This window comes from Christensenella minuta, from assembly GCF_003628755.1.
Classification (GTDB): Bacteria; Bacillota; Clostridia; order Christensenellales; family Christensenellaceae; genus Christensenella; species Christensenella minuta.
Window position 1 is genome coordinate 271,677 of the sequence record NZ_CP029256.1, and the last position, 25,707, is coordinate 297,383.

General features: G+C 53.3%; 25 protein-coding genes. 21 read left to right on the forward strand and 4 right to left on the reverse strand.

The window, feature by feature from the left end; translation table 11 throughout:
• The first annotated feature begins 20 nt into the window (after window positions 1–20).
• From B1H56_RS01330 to B1H56_RS01350, 5 genes are all read left to right on the forward strand, one after another.
• Window positions 21–704, forward strand: a complete 684-nt coding sequence (locus B1H56_RS01330) for a hypothetical protein (RefSeq protein ID WP_066520188.1) — start codon at window positions 21–23, stop codon at window positions 702–704.
• A 76-nt stretch (window positions 705–780) separates the two neighbouring features.
• On the forward strand, window positions 781–987 hold the full coding sequence (locus B1H56_RS01335) for a 4Fe-4S dicluster domain-containing protein (protein WP_066520194.1): 207 nt from the start codon (window positions 781–783) through the stop codon (window positions 985–987).
• A 35-nt stretch (window positions 988–1,022) separates the two neighbouring features.
• Complete coding sequence (locus B1H56_RS01340) at window positions 1,023–2,084, forward strand: 3-methyl-2-oxobutanoate dehydrogenase subunit VorB (protein ID WP_066520197.1); 1,062 nt, start codon at window positions 1,023–1,025, stop codon at window positions 2,082–2,084.
• Between the two features lies 1 nt (window position 2,085).
• Window positions 2,086–2,823: a thiamine pyrophosphate-dependent enzyme gene (locus tag B1H56_RS01345; protein WP_066520200.1), complete on the forward strand. Its 738-nt coding sequence runs from the start codon at window positions 2,086–2,088 to the stop codon at window positions 2,821–2,823.
• A 2-nt stretch (window positions 2,824–2,825) separates the two neighbouring features.
• On the forward strand, window positions 2,826–3,362 hold the full coding sequence (locus B1H56_RS01350) for a 2-oxoacid:ferredoxin oxidoreductase subunit gamma family protein (protein ID WP_066520203.1): 537 nt from the start codon (window positions 2,826–2,828) through the stop codon (window positions 3,360–3,362).
• 96 nt (window positions 3,363–3,458) lie between these two features.
• On the opposite strand, the gene B1H56_RS01355 is transcribed toward B1H56_RS01350, so the two are convergent.
• Window positions 3,459–6,581, reverse strand: a complete 3,123-nt coding sequence (locus tag B1H56_RS01355) for a transglycosylase domain-containing protein (protein ID WP_066520205.1) — start codon at window positions 6,579–6,581, stop codon at window positions 3,459–3,461.
• A gap of 214 nt (window positions 6,582–6,795) precedes the next feature.
• On the opposite strand from B1H56_RS01355, the gene B1H56_RS01360 reads away from it, so the two are divergent.
• Both B1H56_RS01360 and B1H56_RS14800 read left to right on the forward strand, forming a co-directional pair.
• The gene (locus tag B1H56_RS01360) at window positions 6,796–7,527 is read left to right on the forward strand and encodes a YebC/PmpR family DNA-binding transcriptional regulator (RefSeq protein WP_066520207.1); all 732 of its coding nucleotides are present in this window, start codon (window positions 6,796–6,798) and stop codon (window positions 7,525–7,527) included.
• A 231-nt stretch (window positions 7,528–7,758) separates the two neighbouring features.
• Entirely contained in the window at window positions 7,759–8,163 is a 405-nt protein-coding gene (locus B1H56_RS14800; RefSeq protein ID WP_066520211.1) for a hypothetical protein, read from the forward strand.
• Between the two features lie 219 nt (window positions 8,164–8,382).
• On the opposite strand, the gene B1H56_RS01370 is transcribed toward B1H56_RS14800, so the two are convergent.
• Together B1H56_RS01370 and B1H56_RS01375 are read right to left on the reverse strand one after the other, a co-directional pair.
• A complete protein-coding gene (locus tag B1H56_RS01370; RefSeq protein ID WP_066520213.1) occupies window positions 8,383–9,144 on the reverse strand; it encodes an SDR family NAD(P)-dependent oxidoreductase in 762 nt (253 codons plus the stop codon).
• Between the two features lie 57 nt (window positions 9,145–9,201).
• Complete coding sequence (locus B1H56_RS01375) at window positions 9,202–9,957, reverse strand: SDR family NAD(P)-dependent oxidoreductase (protein ID WP_066520217.1); 756 nt, start codon at window positions 9,955–9,957, stop codon at window positions 9,202–9,204.
• Window positions 9,958–10,158: 201 nt separating this feature from the next.
• Here B1H56_RS01375 and B1H56_RS01380 point away from each other — a divergent pair, with 201 nt between their 5' ends.
• The 12 genes from B1H56_RS01380 (at window position 10,159) to B1H56_RS01430 (ending at window position 21,214) form a co-directional block, all read left to right on the forward strand.
• On the forward strand, window positions 10,159–11,199 hold the full coding sequence (locus B1H56_RS01380) for an N-acetylmuramoyl-L-alanine amidase (protein ID WP_066739722.1): 1,041 nt from the start codon (window positions 10,159–10,161) through the stop codon (window positions 11,197–11,199).
• A 5-nt stretch (window positions 11,200–11,204) separates the two neighbouring features.
• Window positions 11,205–12,086, forward strand: coding sequence for a LysR family transcriptional regulator (locus B1H56_RS01385; RefSeq protein WP_066520218.1), 882 nt, complete (start codon window positions 11,205–11,207; stop codon window positions 12,084–12,086).
• 98 nt (window positions 12,087–12,184) lie between these two features.
• Window positions 12,185–13,156: a DMT family transporter gene (locus B1H56_RS01390; RefSeq protein ID WP_121418955.1), complete on the forward strand. Its 972-nt coding sequence runs from the start codon at window positions 12,185–12,187 to the stop codon at window positions 13,154–13,156.
• 113 nt (window positions 13,157–13,269) lie between these two features.
• Complete coding sequence (locus B1H56_RS01395; RefSeq protein ID WP_066520222.1) at window positions 13,270–13,935, forward strand: response regulator; 666 nt, start codon at window positions 13,270–13,272, stop codon at window positions 13,933–13,935.
• A 25-nt stretch (window positions 13,936–13,960) separates the two neighbouring features.
• Window positions 13,961–15,403 carry a sigma-54 interaction domain-containing protein gene (locus B1H56_RS01400; RefSeq protein ID WP_066520230.1) on the forward strand — a complete coding sequence of 481 codons (1,443 nt, stop codon included), beginning with the start codon at window positions 13,961–13,963 and terminating at the stop codon, window positions 15,401–15,403.
• Between the two features lie 370 nt (window positions 15,404–15,773).
• On the forward strand, window positions 15,774–17,222 hold the full coding sequence (locus B1H56_RS01405) for a 4-hydroxyphenylacetate 3-hydroxylase family protein (protein ID WP_066520232.1): 1,449 nt from the start codon (window positions 15,774–15,776) through the stop codon (window positions 17,220–17,222).
• Window positions 17,223–17,276: 54 nt separating this feature from the next.
• Window positions 17,277–17,411 (forward strand): hypothetical protein, encoded by a 135-nt coding sequence (locus B1H56_RS14925; RefSeq protein ID WP_279221304.1) that lies wholly within the window; start codon window positions 17,277–17,279, stop codon window positions 17,409–17,411.
• Window positions 17,412–17,470: 59 nt separating this feature from the next.
• Window positions 17,471–17,782: a NifU family protein gene (locus B1H56_RS01410; protein WP_066520233.1), complete on the forward strand. Its 312-nt coding sequence runs from the start codon at window positions 17,471–17,473 to the stop codon at window positions 17,780–17,782.
• Window positions 17,766–18,035 carry a hypothetical protein gene (locus B1H56_RS01415; protein ID WP_066520235.1) on the forward strand — a complete coding sequence of 90 codons (270 nt, stop codon included), beginning with the start codon at window positions 17,766–17,768 and terminating at the stop codon, window positions 18,033–18,035. Before B1H56_RS01410 ends, B1H56_RS01415 begins: the two co-directional genes overlap by 17 nt.
• A gap of 7 nt (window positions 18,036–18,042) precedes the next feature.
• Complete coding sequence (locus tag B1H56_RS01420) at window positions 18,043–19,353, forward strand: acetyl-CoA hydrolase/transferase family protein (protein ID WP_066520237.1); 1,311 nt, start codon at window positions 18,043–18,045, stop codon at window positions 19,351–19,353.
• 14 nt (window positions 19,354–19,367) lie between these two features.
• A complete protein-coding gene (locus tag B1H56_RS01425) occupies window positions 19,368–20,480 on the forward strand; it encodes a 4-hydroxybutyrate dehydrogenase (protein WP_066520238.1) in 1,113 nt (370 codons plus the stop codon).
• A gap of 56 nt (window positions 20,481–20,536) precedes the next feature.
• Window positions 20,537–21,214, forward strand: coding sequence for a response regulator (locus tag B1H56_RS01430; protein ID WP_066520239.1), 678 nt, complete (start codon window positions 20,537–20,539; stop codon window positions 21,212–21,214).
• A gap of 69 nt (window positions 21,215–21,283) precedes the next feature.
• Here the strand turns inward: B1H56_RS01430 and B1H56_RS01435 are convergent, their stop codons facing one another.
• Window positions 21,284–22,750, reverse strand: a complete 1,467-nt coding sequence (locus B1H56_RS01435; protein ID WP_066520242.1) for a succinyl-CoA:acetate CoA-transferase ScpC — start codon at window positions 22,748–22,750, stop codon at window positions 21,284–21,286.
• Window positions 22,751–22,994: 244 nt separating this feature from the next.
• Here B1H56_RS01435 and B1H56_RS01440 point away from each other — a divergent pair, with 244 nt between their 5' ends.
• Both B1H56_RS01440 and rpoN read left to right on the forward strand, forming a co-directional pair.
• Entirely contained in the window at window positions 22,995–24,353 is a 1,359-nt protein-coding gene (locus tag B1H56_RS01440) for an aldehyde dehydrogenase family protein (RefSeq protein ID WP_066520244.1), read from the forward strand.
• 69 nt (window positions 24,354–24,422) lie between these two features.
• Window positions 24,423–25,685: an RNA polymerase factor sigma-54 gene (rpoN, locus tag B1H56_RS01445; RefSeq protein WP_066520246.1), complete on the forward strand. Its 1,263-nt coding sequence runs from the start codon at window positions 24,423–24,425 to the stop codon at window positions 25,683–25,685.
• Window positions 25,686–25,707: the final 22 nt, after the last annotated feature.

Sequence of the window (25,707 nt, forward strand, 5' to 3'; positions counted from 1 at the left end):
TGCCATACGGGAGGAAAACGATGAAAAGATTTAATATATTTGCGGGAAATTACGGAAGCGGCAAGACGGAGATTTCGCTCAATACGGCGCTGGCGCTGGCGAAGGACCGGAAGACCACTTTGGTGGATATGGATGTTGTGAATCCGTATTTTCGGAGTGCGGAAAGCGAGAAGCTTCTCGCGGATCACGGCATACGCCTGATCGCGCCGCCGTATGCCAATACAAATGTGGATGTCCCGGTACTGTCCGCAGAGGTGATGGCCGCATTTGAGAGCGAAACGGCGGTGTTCGATGCGGGCGGCGACCCGGTAGGGGCGGCCGCGCTTGGCGGGCTTTTGGCAAAATTCAGCGTCCATAGGGACGAGACGATGCTGTATTATGTTGTCAATGCGCGCAGGCCGCTGCAGCAGACGGTCCCGGAGATTATCGAAATGATGGAGCAGATCAGCGGACGTATCCGCCTTCAGGTGGACGGACTTATCAACAACACTAACCTTGGCCGCGAGACCACGGCGGCGGACCTTGCGCACGGGCAGCAAATCTGCGAAAAGGTGAGCCGAAAAACAGGAGTTCCGGTTTCTTACATTGCGGGCAAGCCGGAAATCCTTGCCGCATTCCGGCCGCAGGGTGGGGATATCCCGGAAATACCGCTTGCCATATACACTTTTCCAGACTGGCTTGTTGACGATATAGATGAAAAGTGATATTCTAAATGGAAGCGTTTTTAAGCGTTTTTTTGCAACATAAACGAAAAAATTTACATAAAAAAGGTGAGAAACAATGGCAAAATTAACAATTTATGAGGATACGTGCAAGGGCTGCGGCCTGTGCATCGGTGCGTGCCCGAAGGAACTTTTGGCGATCGATAAATCGCACCTCAATGCGAAGGGATATCATCCGATCGGGATCGAACATATGGAGGACTGTATCGGCTGTGCATCGTGCGCGCGTATGTGCCCGGATTGTGCGCTCGAAGTAGACAAATAAGAAATTATTTTATTTTTAGGATAAGGTGAATTTATATGGCAAAGGTATTGATGAAAGGAAACGAGGCGATTGCGGAAGCTGCCATCAAAGCGGGCTGTACGCATTATTTCGGCTACCCGATTACGCCTCAGAATCAGATTCCTGAGTATATGTCAAAGCGTATGCCTCAGGTGGGTGGAACGTTCATTCAGGCGGAAAGCGAAGTGTCGGCAATCAACATGGTATATGGGGCCGCGGGCGCAGGAGCACGGGCGATGACGTCGTCGTCTTCCCCGGGAATCAGCTTGAAGCAGGAGGGCATCAGCTATATTGCGTGCGCACAGCTTCCCTGCGTGGTTGTGAACATGATTCGTTCCGGTCCCGGTCTTGGTGGGATTCTCCCTTCGCAGGGAGATTATTTCCAGGCGACAAAGGGCGGCGGCCACGGAGATTACCACATGGTGGTGCTCGCGCCGTCGGGCGTACAGGAAGCGGCCGATCTCGTAGCGGAGGCCTTTGATATCGCGGATGAGTACCGGATTCCGGTAATGATCCTCGGGGACGGCATGATCGGCCAGATGATGGAGCCGGTAGAGTTCAAAGAACATGAAGGACGCAAGCTGCCGGAAAAGACGTGGGCGGCCAACGGCTGGAAGGATAAATCGCGCCCGCGCAACATCGTCAATTCGCTTTATATCGAGGCGGAGTCGATGGAAGAGGTGAACCGCCAGCTGCAGGAAAAATATGCCGAGATTACGCAAAACGAAACGCGCGTGCAGGAGATTATGACGGAAGATGCGGAATATATTATCGCGGCGTTCGGCACTACGGCGCGCATTGCGAAAAATGCGGCCTTAAAGGCCCGTGAAATGGGGATCAAGGTCGGCGTGATCCGGCCGGTCACTCTTTGGCCCTTCCCGGCGGAAGCGTTTGCGAAGGCCGCAGACCGCGTCAAGGGGATTCTGTGTGTCGAGATGAACACGGGGCAGATGATCGAAGACGTGAAGCTTGCGGTGAACGGAAAGGTTCCGGTGGAATTCTATGGCACGACGGGCGGCTTTGTTCCGGCTCCGGGGGCTGTCGTGGACGCACTGAAAAAATTGAAGGAGGGCAAATAATATGGCCAAGGTGTTTGAAAAGACGAAAATGCTGACAGACGTGCCCTTCCATTATTGTCCGGGATGTACGCACGGCATTATCCACCGGCTGGTTGCTGAGTGCATCGAGGAACTGGGAATGCAGGATAAAGCGGTGGGCGTTGCGCCGGTCGGCTGTGCGGTATTTGCGTATAATTATTTCAACTGCGATATGATGGAGGCTGCGCACGGACGTGCGCCGGCTGTAGCGACGGGCATCAAGCGGGCCTGTCCGGACGATCTCGTCTTTACCTATCAGGGAGACGGAGACCTTGCGTCAATCGGTACGGCAGAGATCGTGCATGCCGCCGCGCGCGGAGAAAAGATTACGACGATCTTTGTCAACAACGCGATCTACGGCATGACGGGCGGCCAGATGGCGCCTACGACCCTTGTCGGCCAGGTCACGACGACTTCGCCTTACGGCAGGAATGCGGAAACGCAGGGAATGCCGGTAAAGATGGCGGAGATGCTGGCAACGCTCGACGGGGCGTATTACATCGAACGGACTTCCGTACATAATGTGCCCAACATTGTAAAAACGAAAAAAGCGATCAAGAAAGCATTTCAATACCAGATGGAAGGGAAAGGCTTTTCCATTGTGGAAATTCTCTCCACCTGCCCGACAAACTGGGGGCTGAGTCCGGTGGAAGCGCTGAAATGGCTTAATGATAACATGATTCCGCAATATCCTCTGGGCGTAACAAAGGAGGGCAGATAATCATGACAGAACAGATTATTTTGGCAGGCTTCGGCGGACAAGGCGTATTGCTCGCCGGACAGATCATCGCATATGCGGGGATGAACGAAGGCAAGAACGTATCGTGGCTTCCGTCCTACGGGCCGGAGATGCGCGGCGGTACGGCGAACTGTAATGTTGTGGTATCAGATGAAGAGGTTGGCTCGCCCGTTGTGGTCGAGGCGGATTGCCTGATCGTGATGAACAGGCCGTCGCTTGAGAAATATGAAAAGGACCTGAAACCGGGCGGTTTGCTTCTGCTGGATTCCGACCTGATTGAAATCGAGCCTACGCGTACCGATATCAAGGTAATCAAGGTTCCGGCTAACTCGCTTGCGGAGCAGGCGGGGAGCATCAAGGCGGCCAATATGGTGATGCTGGGGGCGTATAACGAATGCGCTCATGTTGTGGAAAACAAGACCATCATCGAATGCCTTGAGAAGATTATGGGCAAAAAGAAAGCGCATCTGATCCCGATGAATGAACAGGCGCTTGAACTTGGTGCGCAGGCCGCGCGCTGAAAAGGAACAAAACCAGAACCGCTTCGGCGGTTCTTTTTTTGAATAAATAAAATAAAAAGGTCCGCATTCTGTAAATGCGGACCTTTTTGTGTGCAGTTATTCGCCTTCGGGCACGACCGTGGGCGAAGGTTCCACCGGGTCCGGATCCGGGACTGCCGGGACAGAAGGCGTAGGCACCGCAGGAGCCGGTGATACGGTTGGAAGCAGAGCCTGATGGTCTATCGTGCAGTCCTGCGTCGGATCCTCTGCGATAGACCCGTCTTCATTGGTTGTTACAGAAATCCCGCCGCCGGAACGCCACCCATAGTAGGGAGAGCCTTCCGCAAAGGTACGGTAGCTGACTGTATAATTATATGCCAATTCTTCCGGGCATTTGCCCTCGACAAAACGCATATGTGATTCGCCGCACATTTTGATCTCTTCACTCGTTGAATAACGGCATACATCGCATTCCTGGTCAAGGAGCGGGCTGTCGGCCGGCATCAGGGCGGTGACGGGCTCACAAGCGCCGCTTGACGGCTTTTTATTGGAGTATTTGCACACTGTAGTGGAAATGAGGTTATAATCCGATGCGTCTCCCGGCATGATCGCCTGATCGCTCAAATTCTCATGTATCTGCTGCATATAGGCCTTCCACAAAGGCGCACTTGTATGTACAGAAGATCCGCCCATACCTTTCAGGTTTTCGTCGTTCCCAATCCAAAGAGTAGAGGTATAATACGGCGTATAGCCTGCAAAATATACGCCCATATTATCCGCATTTGTTCCCGTCTTGCCTGCCGTGGTCATATTATCAAGGCGGGCTTCGTAGCCTGTACCGGATTTCACAGCTTCTTCAAGCGCCTCGGTCAGCATGTAGCAGGTAGACGGCTTAAACGCTTCGTGGATTTCGCGGTCGTTTTCCGTATCAATCACGACATTGCCGTTTGCATCGAGGACCTTGGTAAAAGAAACGGGCTGTTTATACTCGCCGCCGCGTGCAATAGTCGCGTATGCGCCCGCCATCTCGATAGGCGTGATGTTGGAGCCGCCCATCGCCAGGCCGGAGCCTGTAGCCGTCCCTTCGAGGCTGGCCTCGGACACACCTAGCTTATACAGGTACTCCACGGATGTTGGAACGGTAACATAATTCATGATTGTCTGCGCCGCAGCGATATTGAGCGAATGAACGATCGCATCCTCGATTGTAATAGGGCCTTCGGACAATTCGCCCTGCCATTTCGGATAGGTCGGCAGCCCATCGTCTCCCAGCCATCCGTTGATGTCCTGCTTGATGTAGGGCACATAAGAAGTGAGGCCATATCCAAGCTCGAATGCCGGGCCATATACGGCAATAGGCTTTGCGGACGATCCCACCTGCTTATTCCCGTCATAGGCGCGGTTGAAGGTTTTCATTTTGTCTGGTGTCGTACGGGAACCGATGATCGCCTTCAGATTCCCGGTTGCGTTCTCCACCACAACAGCGGTAGCCTGCGGTTGGATTACTTCATAAGAGTTTCCGTCCGCATCGGTTTTGATAATAGGATCCATATTAGGATAATCGTCCCAATTTGCAAGTGTATCCTGAACCGTTTGCTGCATATCCGTATCGATCGTCGCGTAAATTTTATACCCGCCCGAACGCAGCGCTTTATCTACCCTCTGGCGGTTGGCCGTCGTATGCTCCAGCCCTTCCTTATCCATCATAAAGTTTTGGACGTCATAGATCATATATTCAATAAAATGGGGATAAGGATAGAGGGAATTGGCGGGGGACTCCTCAAGGATATTCATTTCCGCTTTCCACGTATCGAGGTAACCGTCCCTAAGGACCATGTCCGTATCTTCCTTCAGCTTCCACGTACCGTCTTCGTTCTGCTCGAGGCACGAAGGCGCAAGGTATTTCTCGGCGGGGGTCACGACATCTTCATATTGTTCTTTTGTCAGCTTTCCGTTCCAATACATCCGCTCGGCAATGATGTTCATACGGTTCACAAGTCCGGGCAGGTTTTCCGGCCTAGTATATGTCGCGCGCCGGGGACTGTACTTCGTGGGGTTCTGCGTAATGGCGGCAATACAGATCATTTCGCGCAGATTAAGCTCGGAAAGTTCTTTGCCAAAATAATCTTTTGCGGCGGCCTTAACGCCGTATACCGTCCCGCCAAGGGGAATCGCGTTCAGGTACGCCTCAAGGATTTCGTCTTTGCTGTATGTTTTTTCAAGCTCCATCGCGAGATACGCCTCCTGGAGCTTGCGTTTATAGGAGCGCTCATTGGTCAGCAATTCGTTCTTGACCAGCTGCTGCGTGATCGTACTGCCGCCTTCCGTTTTACTGGAGGAAAGGTTCGAGACGAACGCGCCCAAAAGGCGGCGGAAATCGACGCCGTTATGGTCGTAGAAACGAATGTCCTCCACGGCGATCACCGCATTCTGCAGGTCTGACGGGATTTCTTCCAAATTAGCCCATTCCCGGTTCTCAAGGCCGGTATAGGTTGCCAGTTCGACGCCCTCTGAATCGTATATTTTTGTGTTCTGACTCTGATTTTCTATTTTAGAAACGTCAAGCTCGGGCGTTGTCCCGAGATATGCGTTCGCGACGCCCATGACGGAACCCAGCACGATGGCGACGGCTATAATGATGGCGACAAAAGACATTTTGATCGTGGTAAGAATTACGCCCAAAGCAAAATTCGGCTTTTTCTCGCGCGGCTTGAAAATCGAACGCTTCCCCGTAACCGGGACCGGCTGGGTCAATTCCTTTTTAGGGACCGTTTTTTTACCCTGCGGAGGCGAGGCCTTTTTTACCATGCCGGGAGAAAATTGCCGCGTCATATCATCCGTAAAAACGACGGTTTCCTCGGTGGGAGCTTCCGCCGGATTTTTAGCGGGCCGCGCCGGTTTTTTCATCTGCTGTTTTGGCGGCAGGGGTTTGCTCTTTTTAACCTTTTTACCGTCAGGAACGGAAAGAATATCAATCGACTGAGTTTTTTCCCTATCGGCGGATTGTTTTGTTTCCGATTTTGACGCGGCACGAACGGGCATGGTACGAGGAGCAGGCTTTTTCCGCGGCTCTTTTGGCGCTTCCGGCGCTTTAGCCTGGTCCTCCTCCTTGTCAAGCGCAAAGAAGCCCTTTACCTTCGAGCCAAGTTCACCGAACTTTTTTCCGATGGATTTCATCGTGTCTTTGGCTTTGCCGCCCAATTTTTTTACTTTATCCTGAAACTCTTTTTTAGGAGCCATAAGATTTGTTACCTCCATAGCATGGGAAAAATGCAAAGGCCATGCCTATACATGGAAACATTTTAGCATAAAACCGGGGTTAAATAAATGATTTTCATAAATTATTCATAGTTGGCCGTGGTGCGACATTTACAAGAAACTGAAGTTATGGTACTATCATTAGGGTATTAAAAAGGGAAATTTCCCCTATAAGATTATATTTGAGGTGAATTTTATGTCCGGACATTCCAAATGGTCAACGATTAAAAACAAGAAAGGCAAGGCCGACGCCGCGCGCGGCAAGGTTTTTACGAAAATAGGAAGAGAGCTGGCGGTAGCGGTTAAGCTGGGCGGGCCGGATCCTGCGAGCAATTCGCGCCTGCGTGACGTTATCGCGAAGGCAAAGGCAAACAATATGCCGAACGACAATATTACACGGTCGATTAAAAAAGCGTCGGGAGAGCTCGGTAACATCAATTATGAAGAATTGACCTACGAAGGCTATGGCATTGGCGGGGCCGCGGTAATTGTTGAGACAATGACGGATAATAAAAACAGGACGGTTGGCGAGGTGCGGCATGCATTCGATAAGTTCGGCGGCTCGCTTGGCACCAATGGAAGCGTATCTTTTATGTTTGATAAAAAGGGCGTGATCGTCATCGATACGGAAGCGGGCGATGAGGATACCGTGATGGAAGCGGCGCTCGAGGCGGGAGCGGAAGATTTTTCCGCTGAGGACGGCGCATACGAAATCACAACGGCGCCTGAAGATTTCTCGGCGGTGCGTGAGGCGCTGGAAGGGCAGGGATACGAATTCCTGTCTGCGGAGATCGATATGGTTCCGCAGACCATGACCTCTCTTTCGGAAGAGCAGCGAAAGCAATTTGAAAAGATGCTCGATATGCTCGAGGACAACGACGACGTGCAGAACGTTTACCATAATGCGGACTTGCCGGACGAAGAGTAGGGTGAATGACGCTGGAAGCGTCAGCGAGGGCGGCGCCCTGGGGCAAGTGAACCGACGGCTATTTAAAAGGGGATTTAACGGTGCTATACTGCTTTTAGGTTAAGAAATAATTATGGCTTTGACGGGGATGGACTATGTGTGGGGGGCTCTGCTGTGCGCAGAAGCCATAAAAGCTAAAAAGGAATAATACCTGATGAGACAGACAAAGAAAAAGGGTTCACACTGATTGAATTGATTATTGTAATCGCAATTTTGGCAATTCTTGCGGCAATTTTGATTCCGAACATTGCCGGATATCTGAAGTCCGCCAGTACGGAAGTGGCGCACTCCGACCTGAAATTGATCGAAAGGACGTTCCAAAACGCGACGGCGCTTGCTGCGGCGAAAGAGTACGAACTGCAAGGGCAGATCATTATTCCAGCCAACGCGCAGCATTCAACAGCGGCTGAGCAATACCTTACCGGGAAAATGAATGAAACGCTAGGGGAAGAACTTGAATATTCTATTTTTTACGAGGCTTCAAATGATCCGCAGCATCCCGATGTTCCCCAGTATCTTATCATTAGTTACTGGCCCGACGGGCGGGACGGCGATGTTTACGTCCTCAATAACGGCACATTTGAGGATCCGCAGTAAAACGACCCTAAGAGAATAAGCTGTCTGCCTAAGGGGTAAAAGGCAGACGGCTTTTTTTATGGCCAATTTTTTTGTTCAGGCGGCATGGATGGTTTTACGTACGCAAAAGACACATTCACCGCATCCATGCAGCTGTTCACGGATGCGGTGAATACGGAGCCTGAATATTTGCAATGTTACGCTTGCGTTCTCAGCAAATTTTTAAAAAGCGCTTATTTGCTATTTCATTGCCCCCCACAGCGTCATCACCGAGCCTGCGGGGAGGATTTTGGCAAAAAACAAATGCAGTTTATTAAAAATTCCATATACGGAAAGATCCCGGCCCTTTTGTGCGTCCCTGATCGCGCGCGCGACGACATTTTTGGGAAGGGAAGGAAAGAAGAAGTTCCGTACCGCACCCGCGTCCGCATTTTTTCTGGCGACGTCGAAAAATTCCGTTTTGGTCCAGCCCGGGCATACTGCCGTCACAGTCACTCCCCGCTTTCCGAGCTCGCGGTTCAATGCGCGGGAATAGCTCAGTACGAATGCTTTTGTTGCGGCGTAAATATTCATGTCCGGCAGGGGCTGGAACGCAGCTGTGGAGGCGATCTCAAGGATATGCCCGCCGGATTCCATATAAGGAATTGCAGCGAGGGTCATCTGTGTCAGGGCGCGCACGTTAAGATCGATCATTGAGAGGGAATCCGCTTCGCTCACCGCGTCGAAATCTCCGAATTTGGCAAAGCCGGAACAATTCGCGAGATAGCGGATGTTGGGGTTCTCCGCGGCAAGTGCGGCCTTGATTCCTTCTATGCCGGACGGCTGCGTCAGATCGCATGCAAAAATGCGCAGGGGGGTCGAAACTTCCCTGGCAAGCTCTTTCAAACGTTCTTCACGACGTGCGGCAACCCATATCTGGCCGAGCCCGCCAAGATCGGAAAGCTGTTTTACAAATTCTTTTCCCATACCGGAAGATGCGCCCGTTACGATTGCGATTTCCAATTTCCATTCCTCCTTCGCTTTATACTGTACAGATAAACAAAGGGAAAAAAGGAAAACTTATTTTCCCTGCTTTCCTTTCTGGATACCATATGCCATCTTCGCGACAATGCTGTCCGGCAGCAGCTTTGAGAAAAAATGAGCGGCTTTCATGACTGCCCCGGGGACGATCACCGTTTTTCCGCCGAACATCTTTCTGACGGCATATTTGGCGACATATTCGGAAGAAAGCCCGTTCATGCCGAACCGCACGCCTGCGGTAGCGTTGAACTCCGTGTCCACCGGGCCAGGGCACAGGGCGCCAATATACACGTTTCGGCCCGCTTTCCTAAGCTCCTCATGGATTCCCTGCGAGAGACGCAGAACGTACGCCTTGGAGGCGTAGTAGGATGCAAACAAAGGCCCGGGCATAAACCCGGCTGAAGAAGCGACATTCAGGATATATCCGCTGTCTTTTTGAATAAAATCTTTTAGGAACAGCTTGGTGAGGATGTGCACGGAAAAGATGTTTACGTCGAGCATGCTGATCTCCTGCGAAAGAACCGTTTCATCGAACGCACCGAAGACGCCGTAGCCTGCATTATTGATTAGGATATCGACATCCTCCCCGCGCGTCTCCTCATAAAGGCGCAGGCATTCTTCCTGTTTGGATAAATCTGCCGTAATGACGCGGACATTCGCCGGGATTTTTTCTTTGAGTGCAAGGAGGCGTTCCTCGCGCCTCGCGCTGATAATCAGGTCGCAGCCCCGGCCCGCGAGCTCATATGCGATATCCCGGCCGATCCCCGAGCTTGCGCCCGTAATAAGTGCTTTCATTGCTTCCTCCTGCTGAGTTTTTATTGCGGTTTTGCAAATGACCGCGGAAAACCGTACGGTTTCCCGGGTGTTAGGCCTAGCTGCCTGCAAGACGCCAACTCGTCCCTTAATAGGTACATTTTATTATAGCATGCCGGCGCAGCATTGTGTAATCGGGGAAGTATGGCTATAATAGCGGTATACGAAAGGAAGCGTAAAGCGATGAGAAAAATCTGGACCGTATTGATTTGTATGATATTGTGCACGGGGATCGCGGCATGCGCGGCCCGGCCGGAGGAGGCTACGGCCGGACGGTCGGAAGCTGCACGGGAGGCCCCCACGGCTTCTCCCACGGCAACTCCCGTTCCGGCCCAGCCCTCTGCGACCATGGCTGCGCCCACGCCCGACCCGACGCTTAAAAGCGGGATGGAAAGCGAGGAGGTTAGAGCGCTGCAGCAGCGCCTCGGCGAGCTCGGGTATCTGAACATCGATGAATATACGATAAAATTTGGCCCGGCAACCGAACGTGCCGTGCGTCTTTTCCAACGGCAGAACGGGCTTGCGGAGGACGGTATAGCGGGAATAGAAACGCTGGCGCGTATCTACGCGGAGGAAGCAAAGGAATGTACCCTGCCGCTCTCCGGAGTGAAAATAGGACTCGATCCGGGACACCAAAGAAAAGGAAACCCGGAGCAGGAAGCTGCCGCTCCCGGTTCTCCGGTGACGAAAAATAAGGTGACCTCCGGTGCGGACGGCAAGAATACCGGCACTCCGGAATATCAGGTGAATCTTGATGTGGCATTGAAGCTGCGTGATTTGCTGGAGGAAAATGGTGCGGAAGTGGTGATGACCCATGAGACGGCGGATGTCGACATCTCGAACCAGGAGCGCGCCAAAATGATGAACGGCGCAGGCGTAGACCTCGTACTCAGGCTCCATTGCGACGGTGTGGACGATTCGTCGGTGCGCGGCGCAATGATGCTTGTGCCTGCCGGTGAACACGCGGAAGGGTTTGAGCAGCAAAGCCGGGCGGCGGGCGAGGCGATTTTCGCGGCCTATCTTGCAGCCACGGGCGCGCGCGACCGCGGGATCATCGCGCGGGACGACCAGACGGGTTTTAACTGGAGCACCGTCCCGGTATGCAATATTGAAATGGGGTGCCTGTCAAACGGAGACGAGGAGGCCCTGCTTATTTCAAACGATTATCAGAACCAGTGCGCACAGGGGCTTTTGAACGGTATCGCCGATTATTTTGCGGGCTGAAAGCGATGAATATCAATCTGGATTATTATAAAACATTTTACTATGTGGCAAGACTCGGCAGTATTACGCTGGCGGCAGAGGCGCTCTGCGTTTCCCAGCCCGCTGTGAGCCAGTCGATCCGGCAGCTTGAAGAGGCGCTGGGGTGCAGCTTGTTTTTCCGCACGCGCAGCGGCGTGCAGATGACGCCGGAAGGCAAAGCGCTGTATTTCCATGTGGAAAAAGGATATGAGCAGATCCTGCTGGGGGAGAAAAGAGTGGAAGGCATGCTCGATTTTGAAGCGGGAGAGGTACGGATCGGGGCATCCGATATGACGCTCCAGTTTTACCTGCTGCCGTTTCTTGAAGAATTCCACAAAAAGCATCCGAAAATCAAGATCAGCGTGACAAACTCTTCCACTCCGGTAACGGTCGCGGCGCTGCGTGAAGGGAAGATCGACCTTGGCGTGGTGGGATCGCCGGTGGAACACTATAAAGACCTTTCCGTGCGCGAAGCCGCTGAGATACGGGATATCTTCATTGCCGGAGACGAATTCGGCGCGCTGAGGGGAAAAACGCTGTCTCTGAAGGAGCTTGCGGACTATCCGATCGTATGCCTTGGGCGCGAGACAAGTACAAGGCGCTATCTCGACGAATTCTTTTATTCGCACGGCGCGGTGCTCGAACCCGATTTCGAGGTCGCGACCTCCGACCTTGTCGCACCTTTTGTAGAACGCAATATGGGCATTGGGATCGTCGTCCGCTTTTTTGCGGAAGAAAGCATTCGTGCGGGACGGACCTTTGAGGTGCGGACGAAACATTCGATTCCTGCGCGCAGTATTTGCATCGTTTCGGGAAGCAGGGGACAAATATCGCGTGCGGCGCAGGAATTCCTGAATACATTAAAATAAGTTTAGCTTATATATAATATAAATATTATTGAGTTTACTTATGCACCCTTCCGGAGTATCATAAATCGTGGAGTTTGTGACGGAAGGAAGTTGTTTTTGTGAAAAAGGGCTGGATGTATATCGTTATTTCGACCATTCTCTTCAGCACGATGGAGATTGCCCTCAAAGAGATTGCAGGGGATTTCAATCCTATGCAGCTTACCATGACACGTTTTCTGGCGGGGGGGGTATTCCTCATTCCTTTTGCAGTCAATACGATGAAAAAAAGAGGCGTTCGCATAGAAGTAAAAGACCTCCGCTTTTTTGCACTGCTCGGATTTCTTGGCGTCGCGGTCAGTATGACGTTCTACCAGCTTGCCATCACAGATACCAATGCATCGGTAGTTGCGGTTCTCTTTTCCTGTAATCCAGCATTTGTCATGGTGTTTGCCGCTCTGCTCCTGCACGAAGCGGTTCGCCGCCGCAATGTGGCCGCGATTATCCTCGAGATCATAGGCATTATCGTCATTATCAATCCATTCCATGTACAGATCGGCGTTTCGGGAATCGTATTTACTCTGCTGTCCGTCCTTACCTTTGCGCTTTACGGCGTACTTGGCAAACGGAAGTGCGCGAAATACGGCGGTGTTGCCGTCACCTGTATGAGCTTCCTGTTTGGCGCGTTTGAACTGCTGGCGTTTGCCGGCATAAGCCACATCCCGGCCTTTGCCGCCACTATGGCGGGAAACGGCCTTGGCGTATTCGCCGATATTCCTTTCTTCACGGGCTACAGCATGGAAAATATAGGCTTCGTACTGTATATTTTTATCGGCATCACGGGCGCGGGCTTTGCCTCCTATTTTACGGCGATGGAAAAAACCTCCGCGAACAGCACCTCGCTGATCTTCTTTTTCAAACCGGTGCTCGCTACGGTCCTTACGTTCTTTATCTTGCATGAGGTTATCCCCTGTAACATGGTGGCAGGCATCGTGCTGATCCTGGCTGGTTCTATGGCGAATATCCTGCCAGGGCTGATAGAAAGCCGCAAAGCCAAAAACAGAATCGGCGCTGGAGCGGGGGCGGAAACATAAGCGGCCCTTCGCCGAAAATGCTTCGCCCATAACCCTCTTGGCCGCCGTTCCCCGCTGCAAAGGCTCCGTGAAGCCTGGTTGACACTGTTTGGGGAATCTCTTACAATTACAATATGGAAACAAAGCAATTCAGGGTCGTGATCGTAGACGACGATCCGATGGTATCATATATCAGCCGGGAATATTTGGAACGCGACTGCCGCTTTGCTGTGGCGGGCGAATTTGCAGACGGGCGCGAAGCGCTTCACTTTCTCTGCGGGAATACGGTGGACCTTGTGCTCCTCGAGCTCCGTATGCCCGAATATTCCGGGGAAGAGCTGATGAAGGACCTGCTTAAAAACGACGTCCCGGCGGATGTAATTCCGGTGACGGCAGAACGGAGCGGGGAAAGCCTCGGGCATGCGCTCCGCCTCGGCGCGGCGGATTACCTGATCAAGCCCTTTACCTATGAACGATTCCGCCAGTGCCTCGAGCGGTATGCGCAGCGCGCGCAGATCGCGGCGGGGCTTAAGGCCGCGGACCAGGAGGCGGTAGACCATTTGCTGCATATGCCGCAGGCCGCCGTGGATGCGGGCGGCGGACGGGAGCAGCATATTATGGGCTGCTTCCGGAATGCACCGGAACGCAGCTTCACCGTTAAGGAGGTCGCGCGGGAAGCCGGGCTTTCCGATGTTACTGTGCGGCGCTACCTCAAACGGCTCGCAGATGCCGGACGTATCATGAGCGGTATCGACTATAACACGGGAGGACATCCCCGTATCCTCTATAAATTACCGTAAACAGGTCCGGACAAAGGAGAAGCTTATGAAAAAAAGGGTTCCCGCCTATTATGAAAAAGGCGGCGCAACGGAAATACTATCGGATATTTCCCGGGCCAAAAGTATTCTTGACGTGGTGATCGGCGGCTCGTACGATGGAATCTATATTACGGACGGCAGCGCGAACACGATCATGGTTAATGAATCCTACGAGATTATTTCCGGGCTGAAACGCGAGGATGTGCTGGGAAAAAATATGCGCGACCTCGTTAAAGACGATATTATCAATGTATCCGGCACCCTGATGGCGATCGAATCGCGCGAGCCCGTGACGCTGGAGCAGGAATTCCAGACGGGGAAACGTGCGGTCATCACCAGCACACCCACGCTCGACGAATCGGGCGAGGTCGTATTGGTGATTACCAATGTGCGCGACGTAACGGAGCTCTATGAGCTGAAAGACCAGTTGCGGCAGAACGAAAAACTGTCGGCAAAGAACGTATCCGAGCTGGAGGCCATGAGGCGGCAGATCATCGGCGATGGGGAGCTGGTGGTCCACGACCCGGTGATGCTGTCGGTGATGCATATGATCGACCGGGTGAGCAGACTTGATACGACGGTGCTCCTTACGGGGGAAACCGGAACGGGTAAAGACAGGATTGCTTCCTATATTTACCGGAACAGCAGCCGCAGCGAGGAACGGTTTATCAAAGTAAACTGCGGCGCGATTCCGGCGCCGCTGATCGAGAGCGAGTTGTTCGGCTATGAACGCGGCGCTTTTACGGGCGCGAACCGGGAAGGGAAAATGGGCCTCTTTGAAGTTGCGGACAAGGGCACGATTTTTCTCGACGAAGTGGGAGAACTTCCGCTCGATATGCAGGTCAAGCTTCTGCGCGTCCTGCAGGAACAGGAAATCGAGCGCATTGGGTCAAACAGGCCCGTTAAAGTGGATGTGCGTGTGATCGCTGCGACGAACCGGAACCTGCAGGATATGCTGCGGGAAAAAACCTTCCGTGCCGACCTTTATTACCGGCTCAACGTATTTCCTGTGACGATTCCTCCTTTGAGGGAGAGAAAGAAAGATATTATTCCACTTGCCGAACGCTTCCTGGGCGAGCTGAACCGCAGATACAATATGAATAAATACCTGACTTCGTCCGGACGCGACGCGCTGCTTGAGTACCGCTGGCCGGGAAATGTGCGTGAACTGAAAAACGTGGTGGAACGGGCGATGGTCATGAGCAGTACGGAAGATATTTCCGCTGGGAACTTTTTCCTGCATACGCCGCCTGCGGCAGGCCTGCCGCAGGAATATGGAGAGGTGAACCTCAAAGCGGTGACCGAGCGGCTTGAACTTGATTATATTGAGCGCGCCTATGGGAAGACGGGCAATGTGCGCGACGCGGCAAAAAGCCTCGGCATGGATGCGGCGACCTTTGTGCGCAAGCGGAAAAAATACCGGGAAAAATACGGGATGTTGCACAAATGAAACATGTTGCACAAATGAAACAAAAAGCGAAAAAGGGCACTGTAAAAGTATTTTTCCCCATATGCAATTTTAATGCCAAGCTGAAGCTGTTGCAGAAATGAAACAGAATACTCTTTCTGCCGGCGAAAGCGCGGCGGCATTAAATATTAGAATGGAAAATCAGGCCGGAATTCACAAATTTTTTGGATGAAATCCGGTTTTTTGGTTGGATTTTTGTGCAGGCGCCGGAAAAAATTAATTTTTTACAAAAAATTGATAAAAAAATCACATTTTCCTATCGCTTGGCACGATAATTGCATGTATAATAATAGAGGAATAAACCGGCGAAAAGCCGGGGGGAATATGAGAGAATGGAAAGGGAGATCAAATTATGGCACTAATGACAGGCGAAGAATACATCGAAAGTATTCGCAAAATCAACATGGAAGTATATATGTTTGGCAAGAAGGTCGACAGCCCGGTGGACGATCCAATCCTCCGCCCGTCGCTCAACTCGGTCCGCATGACGTATGATCTGGCCCAGATGCCGGAATATGAAGACCTGATGACGGTCACGCTCGAGGACGGAAGGAAGATCAACCGTTTCACGAACATCCACCGCAACACGGACGACCTCATCAAGAAGGTGAAAATGCAAAGGCTGCTCGGACAGCAGACGGCTGCGTGCTTCCAGCGCTGCGTTGGTATGGACGCGTTCAATGCGATCTACAGCACGACGTTTGAAACGGATAAAGCATGCGGCACGAACTATCACGAGAATTTTTTGAAGTTCATGCGTTATTGCCAGGACAACGACCTTACGGTGGACGGGGCAATGACCGACCCGAAAGGCGACCGTTCGCTGGCGCCGCATGCACAGCCCGATCCGGATATGTACCTGCGCGTGGTGGAACGCCGTCCGGACGGCATCGTTGTGCGCGGCGCAAAAGCGCACCAGACGGGCATGCTCAATTCCCACGAAGTGATCGTTATGCCTACGGTTTCCATGAGGCCGGAGGATAAAGATTATGCCGTTTCATTTGCCGTACCGCTTGATGCTCCCGGCCTTTTTATGATTATTGGCCGCCAGTCCTGCGATACGCGTAAGCTGGAGGGCAGTGAGCTTGACGTAGGGAACTCCGAATTCGGCGGCGTAGAGGCCCTCACGATCTTCGATGACGTATTCGTTCCGAACGACCGAATCTTCCTCAATGGGGAAACGGAATTCGCGGGCATGCTGGTTGAGCGTTTCGCGGGCTATCACCGCCAGAGCTACGGCGGCTGCAAGGTCGGCGTGGGCGACGTGCTGATCGGTGCGGCGGCGGTCGCTGCGGAATACAACGGCGCGGCAAAGGCTTCGCACATCAAGGACAAGCTGATCGAGATGACGCACCTCAACGAAACGCTGTATGCGTGCGGTATTGCGTGCTCGGCGGAAGGGCATCAGACGGAATCGGGCAACTATATCATTGACCTGCTGCTTGCCAATGTATGCAAACAGAACGTAACGCGCTTCCCATATGAGATTGTCCGCCTTGCGGAGGATATTGCGGGCGGCATCATGGTTACGGCGCCATCAGAGAAGGATTTCCGCGATCCGAAGCTCGGTAAATACGTGGAGAAATACCTGAAGGGAGTGGAAGGCGTTTCCACGGAAAACCGCCTGAGAATCCTGCGCCTGATCGAAAACCTAGCCCTCGGTACGGCGGCGGTCGGTTACCGTACGGAGTCCATGCACGGCGCGGGCAGTCCCCAGGCACAGCGGATCATGATCGCGCGCCAGGGCAACCTTGGCATGAAGAAAGAGCTGGCGAAAAAGATCGCCCACATTAAGGAATAACGGCGCATATCCGAGGCGGATGCAGGTTGGCCGTCCGGCAGGTGAGGCGCGGAGGTGCGTATCAACGTGCGCCGCGCAAGGCAGCCGCCGAGCGTCAACCTGCGCCGTATTCGGGCGCGCTTTGGAAGGCGTGCCGGCGGCAGGAAGGATGGTCTTGCGGCCGCACGAGGTTCGGATGCCTGCATCTGAGGGCGAGGGGTCAAAGGACGTCATGCCTGTGGCCACGCGTCATAACGAAAGGAAAGCCCATGTCACAGGAACTACTTAAAAAAATCGAACGGGTGCTGGAAGAAAAGGTGCGGCCGGAGCTCGGCGGGCACGAGGGTGATATTGAGATCGTTTCGTTTGAAGACGGCATTTTAAAAGTAAGGTTTTTAGGCAAATGCAGTAATTGTCCCTCCGCCTCCCTGACGCTTGAATCGGTCGTTGGGTCGGAAGTAAAACGGGGGGTGCCGGAGGTAAAAGAGGTCGTGCTCATAACAGGCGTAAGCGACGAAACGTGGAGCATGGCAAAGGAAATATTGAGACAGAGAAGAGAGCGGCGTGAGGATAGGGATTAAATACTGCGGGGGATGCAACCCGCGCTATGACAGGACTAATATTGCGCAGCGGCTGCGGGAGGATCTGCCGGAGAGCGAGATCATGTCCGCGGCGCCCGGCCTCAATATGGATTACGTGGTCGTCGTATGCGGATGCAAAAGCGCGTGCGCCCTTGTGGACGGGCTGGCAGGAAGATACGGCAGGACGATCCTCACGGAGCCGGACGCTTATGACGGGCTTCTGAATACATTGAAACAATTGCAAAGGAGATAGGCCAGAGATGGGTTGGAAAGAGATTTTTGAGTCGAGACTTACGACCGCGGAAGAGGCGGTAAAGAAAATTAAGTCGGGAGACCGTGTGGTGATCGCTCATGCAACGGGCGAGCCGGTGCATGTGACGGACGCTATGGTGGCAAATGCGGAGGCATATGAAGATGTGGAGATCATCCACATGGTGTCCATGGGCAAATCGGCTTACTGTGCGCCGGGCATGGAGAAGCATTTTCGCCATAATGCGTTTTTCCTCGGCGGGACGACGCGCGCGGCCTGCGCGGAAGGCCGCGCGGATATTACGCCGGTTTATTTTTCCAAAGAGCCGGAGCTTTTGCGTACGAACTGCAAACCGGATGTTGCGCTCGTGCAGGTGACGCCCCCGGACGAGCACGGCTATGTGAGCCTCGGCATTTCGGTGGACTACACGATGGAAGCGGTAAAACAGGCGAAAACGGTGATCGCCCAAGTAAATAAATATATGCCGCGTATCCACGGCGATTCCTTTGTACATGTGAGCGAAATCAGCGATTTCGTGAAATTCGACGAACCGATTCTTGAACTGCCGAACCCGAAAATCACGGAAGTGGAGGAAGCGATCGGGCGCAACTGCGCCTCCCTCATCCACGACGGCGACTGCCTCCAGCTCGGAATCGGGGCCATCCCGGACGCGGTGCTGCTGTTTCTCAAGGATAAAAAGGACCTTGGTATCCACAGCGAAATGATTTCGGACGGCGTGGTGGAGCTCGTGGAAGCGGGTGTTATCACCAACAGGAAAAAGAACCTGCACCCCGGCAAAAGTATCCTGACGTTTGCTATGGGCACGCGCCGCCTGTACGATTATCTTGACGATAATCCGGCCGTGGGGATATACCCTGTGGATTATGTCAACGATCCGGTCGTCATCGCGCAGAACGACAATATGGTATCCATCAACTCCTGCGTACAGGTAGACCTGATGGGGCAGGTGGTTTCAACTTCTGTCGGCCACAAGCAGATTTCGGGCGTAGGCGGACAGGTCGACTTTGTGCGCGGCGCGGCGATGAGCAGGGGCGGCAGAAGCATTATCGCGATGCCTTCCACGGCGGCGAAGGGTAAGGTCTCCAAAGTCGTCAGCATTATCGACGAGGGCGCGGCGGTCACGACGTCGCGGTATGACGTTCAGTATGTGGTGACGGAGTACGGTATCGCGGACCTGCGGGGTATTACGCTGCGGGAACGCGCGGTGCGCCTTATACGGATCGCGCATCCGGATTTCCGTCCGCAGCTGATCGAATTTTTCGAGAACAAGTTTAAATGCAAATACGAGGACCAGGACTAATAAGGAGAAAAGCTATGAAAGAATTGTCGATCAAACCCGAAATATTCTCGTTCGACACCTGCAAGGAGTTTTGCGCGGAATATAAGATTGGCGAGGGAGACCTCATCATCACCAACGAATATATCTTTAACCCGTATTTCACGGACCTTGATATCAAGGCGGATGTGCTGTATCAGGAAAAGTACGGCGCAGGAGAGCCTTCCGACGAAATGGCGGAAGCAATGTATGCCGACATGAAGGGCGACTATAAACGCATCATTGCCATCGGCGGAGGTACGATTATCGATATTTCCAAAATCTTCGCACTCAAGAACGTAAGCCCCATCCTGGACCTTTACGACAGGAAGGCGGAGATCGTTAAGGATAAGGAGCTGGTGCTTGTACCCACAACCTGCGGAACGGGCAGCGAAGTGACGAACATCGCGATCCTCGAATTAAAGAGCCGCCACACCAAGCTTGGTCTTGCGGTGGACGAGATGTATGCGGACAGTGCCGTACTGGTGCCCGAACTGCTCAAAGGGCTGCCTTTCAAATTCTTTGCGACAAGCTCTATCGACGCGCTGATCCATGCGCTCGAGTCCAGCCTTTCGCCTAAGGCGACCTCGTATACGGAGATGTTCGGCTATCAGGCGATCGAAATGATTCTGAACGGATACAAAGAAATCGCGGCGAACGGACAGGATGCGCGGATGCCGCTCCTGAAGGATTTCCTGCTCGCCAGCAACTATGCGGGGATCGCCTTTGGCAACGCGGGCTGCGCGGCGGTTCATGCCATGAGCTACCCCCTGGGCGGTACTTATCACGTACCGCACGGCGAGGCAAATTATTGCCTGCTGATTGGTGTCTTTAAGGCATATATGGAGATCGATCCGAGCGGGAAGATCAAAAAATTGAACAAGTTCATTGCGGACATTCTCGGATGTGGCGAAGACGTGGTCTATGACGAGCTTGAAAAGCTGCTGAATCAGATCATCCAGTGTAAGCCGCTGCATGAATATGGCGTCAAGGAAGAGGAGCTTGAAACGTTTACCGGTAACGTAATGGAAAAACAGGGACGCCTTATGGCCAATAACTACGTGGAGCTCTCACGGGAAAAGGTCTACGACATTTATAAGAAATTGTATTGATTGGGCTTAGCGCGCAGGAAAACGCGTAAGTGATCCGGCGCCGAGGAGAATGTAATATGTATCGTATGACGGTTTTAAAACAGGGTCTTGCAAGGCTGCACACGCCGATGACGGACACGATCAAGGGATGCGGGTTCATAACGGATATGATACCGCTTGAAGAAGGGATTTCCGCGGAATATTTCGTATCTCATCCGGTGGACCTGCTTCTGATCGACCTGTGCAAAAACCCGCGGCTCGGACTCTCCCTCCTGAAACAGCTGCGGATACTGGGCGCGAAAAGCGAGATAGTCGCTTATATTGCCGAGGGAGACTGCGACACGCTGAGGCGTGTGCTGCGTCTTGGCGTGGCGGACTGCCTTGTAGACCCGTTCGATACAAACCGTTTCGAGCAGGCAGTGGAACGGTTTTTGAGGCGCAAACGCCTGTTTGCCCAGAAAACCGTTACGCAGGAACAGGCGGACGGGCTCTATAGCGGGCTTGAGAAATTGCCGGAGCTTCCAAAGGGATTGCAGAAAAAGACCCTCAATACAATCCGCGCGGTCCTCTCGAGCAGTCCGGATACCAGCTTCTCCTGTGAAGATATTGTGGGAACGGTCAATCTTTCGCGCATCACGGTACGGCGTTACCTTTCCTATCTTCGGCAGGCAGGCGAGGTTACCGAGGCGGTGAATTACCGCACCGGGGGAAGGCCGTGTTCCCTGTACCGCTGCAATCCGGGCGTATTTGCGTAAAAAAGCCGACGGTACGGATAAAAAAGGTATGGAGCCTTGGCCCCATACCTTTTTTTGGGTAAATGCAGTTTATTTTCCCTGGAACACTTCGCCAAGAAGCTGTGGCGTATGCTTGTGCGCGCACTGTGCGCACGCACGGTCGAGGTAATCGTGCAGCATAGGCCGGAAATCCGGATGCGCGCAGGTATCGATGATCTTCCGCGCCCGTTCTTTCGGCGTGGTCGCCCGCAGGTCGGCGTAGCCGTATTCCGTTACGAGGAAATGGATGTCGTGCTCCGTATGGTCAACGTGGGTGATAAACGGAACGATACAGGAAAGCGTGCCGTTTTTCGCCGTGGAAGGAGTCATGAAAATGGAGAGGCCGGCATTCTGCGCGAAATCGCCGCTGCCGCCGATGCCGTTCATGATGCGTGTGCCGTTGATATGGGAAGAATTGACATTCCCGTAAATATCGGTCTCAATCGCCGTGTTCATGGCAATAATTCCAAGTCGGCGGATGACTTCAGGATGATTGCTGATCTCCTGCGGACGCAGCATGATCTTATCCCGGTAGCTTTCAAAATTCGCTTTGTAGTGCTCTTCAAAATCAGGCGAAATGGTGAGCGACGTGCCCGAAGCAAAGGAAATTTTTCCAGCTTCGATCAGGTCGAACACTGCATCCTGAAGGACCTCGGAATAGACCTTGAGGTCCGTGAAATTCGATTTTTTCAGGCCTGCGAGCACCGCGTTGGCAACTCCGCCCACACCCGACTGGAGGGGAGGAAGCGGCACGGGAAGACGCCCGGCCTCGGTCTCTTTCGTAATCAGCTCGATAATGTTATCCGCAATTTTCTGGGAAATTTCATCCACAGGCTGTACGGAGCGGCCTTTGTCCGGAATATCCGAATAGACGATCGCCGCGATCTTGTCGAAGTCGCACGGATAATAATCCGTTCCCACACGGTCGTCCGCATGGATAATCGGGATGGGCTTCGAGTTTGGCACGCGCTCGACCGTATAAACGTCATGGATGCCGCGCAGCGATTCGGGCTGCGTGGTGTTGACCTCCAGAATGACGTGTTTTGCGCACTCGATATAGGTGTTCGCCGCACCGATAGAAGTGGAAGGGATCAGGTGTCCCTCCTCGTCAATGCCTATGATTTCAACGATCGCAAAGTCGATATCGCCGAAAAATCCGTTTTTTGCCCATACGGCTACTTGGCTCAGATGTACATCGAAATAATCGATCTCTCCCGCGTTGATGGCGTTGCGGACGGTGGAATTCGTCTGGTAGGGCGTACGGCGCTTCATTGCGCCGCTGCGCGTAAGGGCGCCGTCGATCTCGTCGCCCACCGAAGCGCCCGTCATCACCGTGAGGTTTAGCTTTTCACCCGTTGCTTCCGCACGCCTCGCAATGGCAAGCGGCACGGCTTTGGCATGACCCGCCGGCGTAAACCCGCTCATACCGATGGTCGCGTTCGGATAAATGAGCTTTGCCGCCTCGTCGGCGCTCATGACTTTACTAAGATATTTCTCGCACTTGATTCTATCGTTCATACCGTTCCCTCCATATAAGCCGCAGCCGTGCGGCGATTGTTCCTATTATCACAATTATATATTATACACTGAGGGGCGGAATTTTGCATCCTGAAAATCCTTTTCCAAACTTAAGAATCGAATGGCGGCAGCGAAAGCTTTTTTTAGTTACATAACTTTGAATTCCGGCAAAAAACCACTATAATAATATAAGTAAAATTGTATATAAATTTAAATGGAATATTTTATTTAGGAGGATTTTGAAATGGCAACAGTAGCAGAAATTTTCGAGCGTGCCCACAAGGCGCAGGCCGAGTACGAGAAGAATGCGAGCCAGGAACAGGTGGATGCGGCGGTAAAAGCAATCGGCAAAGTGGTTTACGACCGTGCCGAAGAGCTTGGGAAGCGCGCGGTGGAAGAGTCCGGCATGGGCGTGGTGGAAGACAAGATCGCCAAATGCCAGGGAAAATCCAAATGTATCTGGAACAGCCTGAAGGGCAAAAAGTCCTATGGAATCATTGAGGAAAACAAGGAAACGGGCATCATCAAGGTCGCGAAGCCGAAGGGGGTTGTGGGCGCGGTAACGCCCGTCACCAACCCGGTGGTTACCCCGATGTGCAACGCGATGTTCGCGCTGAAGGGGAAAAACGCGATTGTGATCGCGCCGCATCCGCGTACGAGCGACCTCAACAAATATGTTGTGGACCTGTTCCGTGCCGAGCTTAAAAAGCTGGGCCTGCCGGAAGACCTGATCCAGACGATCGAGCATCCTTCGCTCGATATGACGCAGGAAGTTATGAAAACGGCTGACGTCGTTGTGGCAACGGGCGGCGCAGGCATGGTAAAATCCGCGTATTCCAGCGGGAAACCGGCCCTTGGTGTCGGACCTGGCAACGTGCAGGTTATCATTGACCGCGGCGTTGACTATGACGCGGCGGCTTCCATGATTATTGCGGGGCGTAAATTCGATAACGGTATCATCTGTTCGGGCGAACAGTGTGTAATGATCCCGTCGGACGAATATGATACGGTGATTAAAGCGTTTGAGAAGAACGGCGCTTACTATATTGATGATCCGGAGCAGGTTGAGAAATTTGCCGGGGCGATTTTCCCGGACGGCGTGATTAACAAGGACGTGGTTGGCCAGAGTGTGCAGAAGATTGCTTCCCTTGCGGGCGTTTCCGTACCGGAAGGCACAAAGGTCGTGCTCCTGAAAGCGCGCGGCCGCGGCAAGGCGGACCTGCTGTGCAAGGAGAAAATGTGTCCGTTCATGATCGCGATCCCGTACGACACGTTCGACGACGCGATGAGCGCAGCCTATGAGAACCTTTGCTACGAGGGCAAGGGCCACACGTGCTCCATCCATTCAAACGATATGGAGCACGTACGCATGGTCGGCGAATATATGCCTGTGAGCCGTATTGTTGTCAACCAGCCTTCCTCCACGACGGCGGGCGGCGCGCTCACAAACGGATTCTCTCCTACCACGACGCTTGGCTGCGGTTCCTGGGGCAATAACAGCATTTCCGAAAATCTCAACTATACGCACCTGATTAACGTTTCGCAGATCGGCCTTTACAATAAGGACAAGAAGATACCGACGGACGAAGAAATCTGGGCGTAAGCAATGCGTTTCCAAATTGGGGGCCGCCGCCGGGATTGGGCGTGGCAGCCGGAGGGGGCGCTGTAAGGTATGCGGCTTTCCGTTGAACAAAAGCAGGTACAGTCACAGGTTGCGTCCCAGCAGATGCAGCAGGCGCTGTTCCTGCTTTCCAAAAACGCATGGGAGCTGAACGAATATGTGCGGGAACAGACGGTTGAAAATCCCGTGCTCGAGGCGCTTGAACCGCAATGGCAGGAGCGTGGCCTTGGTTTCGGGGCGGTTCGTTATTATGGGGAAAGCTTTGAAAAGGCTGCGCCGGAAACGCTGGCGGAGAGTCTTCGGAGCCAGCTTGACTTGAAAAAGCTTGACCAGGACGAACTCAGGGCAGCAAAGGAAATTATCGGCGCGCTTGATTCCCGGGGATATTTTACGGAGCCGCTCGCCGATATGGCGCGGCTGTGCAAGGTCAGTACGGCGCAGGCTGGGCGGGCGCTTGCAGCGGTGCAGTCCCTCGATCCTGCGGGAGTGGGGGCGCGCAGCCTTTCCGAATGCCTGTGCCTGCAGCTTCAACGCCGCGGGGAAACGGAGGAGGCGCCTTACCGGATTGCCCGGGATTACCTCGAAGAGCTTGCCCGGGGAGATTATGCGGGCATTGCGTCCGCGCTGGGGATATCAGCGGCCAAAAGCCGCGCCTGCTGCGAATTGCTGCGGTCGCTTAAACCGGGTGTTTCCAACACTGCGCCGGAGGATGCCGCGCAGTATGTTTTCCCCGAGATTCTTGTAGAAAAGGATGGGGACAGGCTTCGCGTGATCCTCGACGAACGGAAGATTATCCGGCCGTTTGTAAACGACGCTTACGAGCCTGGCGGGCTTGACGGCGAGGCAAAGGCATATTTGCGGGAGCGCCGGGCGCTTGCAAAACGGATCGTGCAGTCTGTGGACCTCTGGAAGACGATGCTGCGGCGCGTGGCGGAAAAAATTGTTTTGGCGCAGCAGGATTTTTTCCTTAGGGATGAAGCGCTGCAGCCCCTCAAAATGTCGGATATCGCGGAAGAGCTGGGTGTGCATCCCTCTACGGTCAGCAGGGCCGTAGCGGGAAAATATCTGATGTCGGATGCGGGCATATTTGCCCTGAAGGGCTTCTTTTCGCGCAGTATTCCCGAGGGGGAGAAACGTGTGAGCGGGGATTATATCAGGAGGAGCATCCGGGAGATGCTTGCGCAGGACCCCACGCTCACGGACAGCGCGGTAACAGAGCGCCTTCACAGCCGGGGAGCAAAAATTGCCCGGCGGACGGTCGCAAAATACCGCAGGGAAATGGGGATCGTGTCCTCATACCGCAGGAACAAATAGGAAACGGAAACAATGAGCCGTG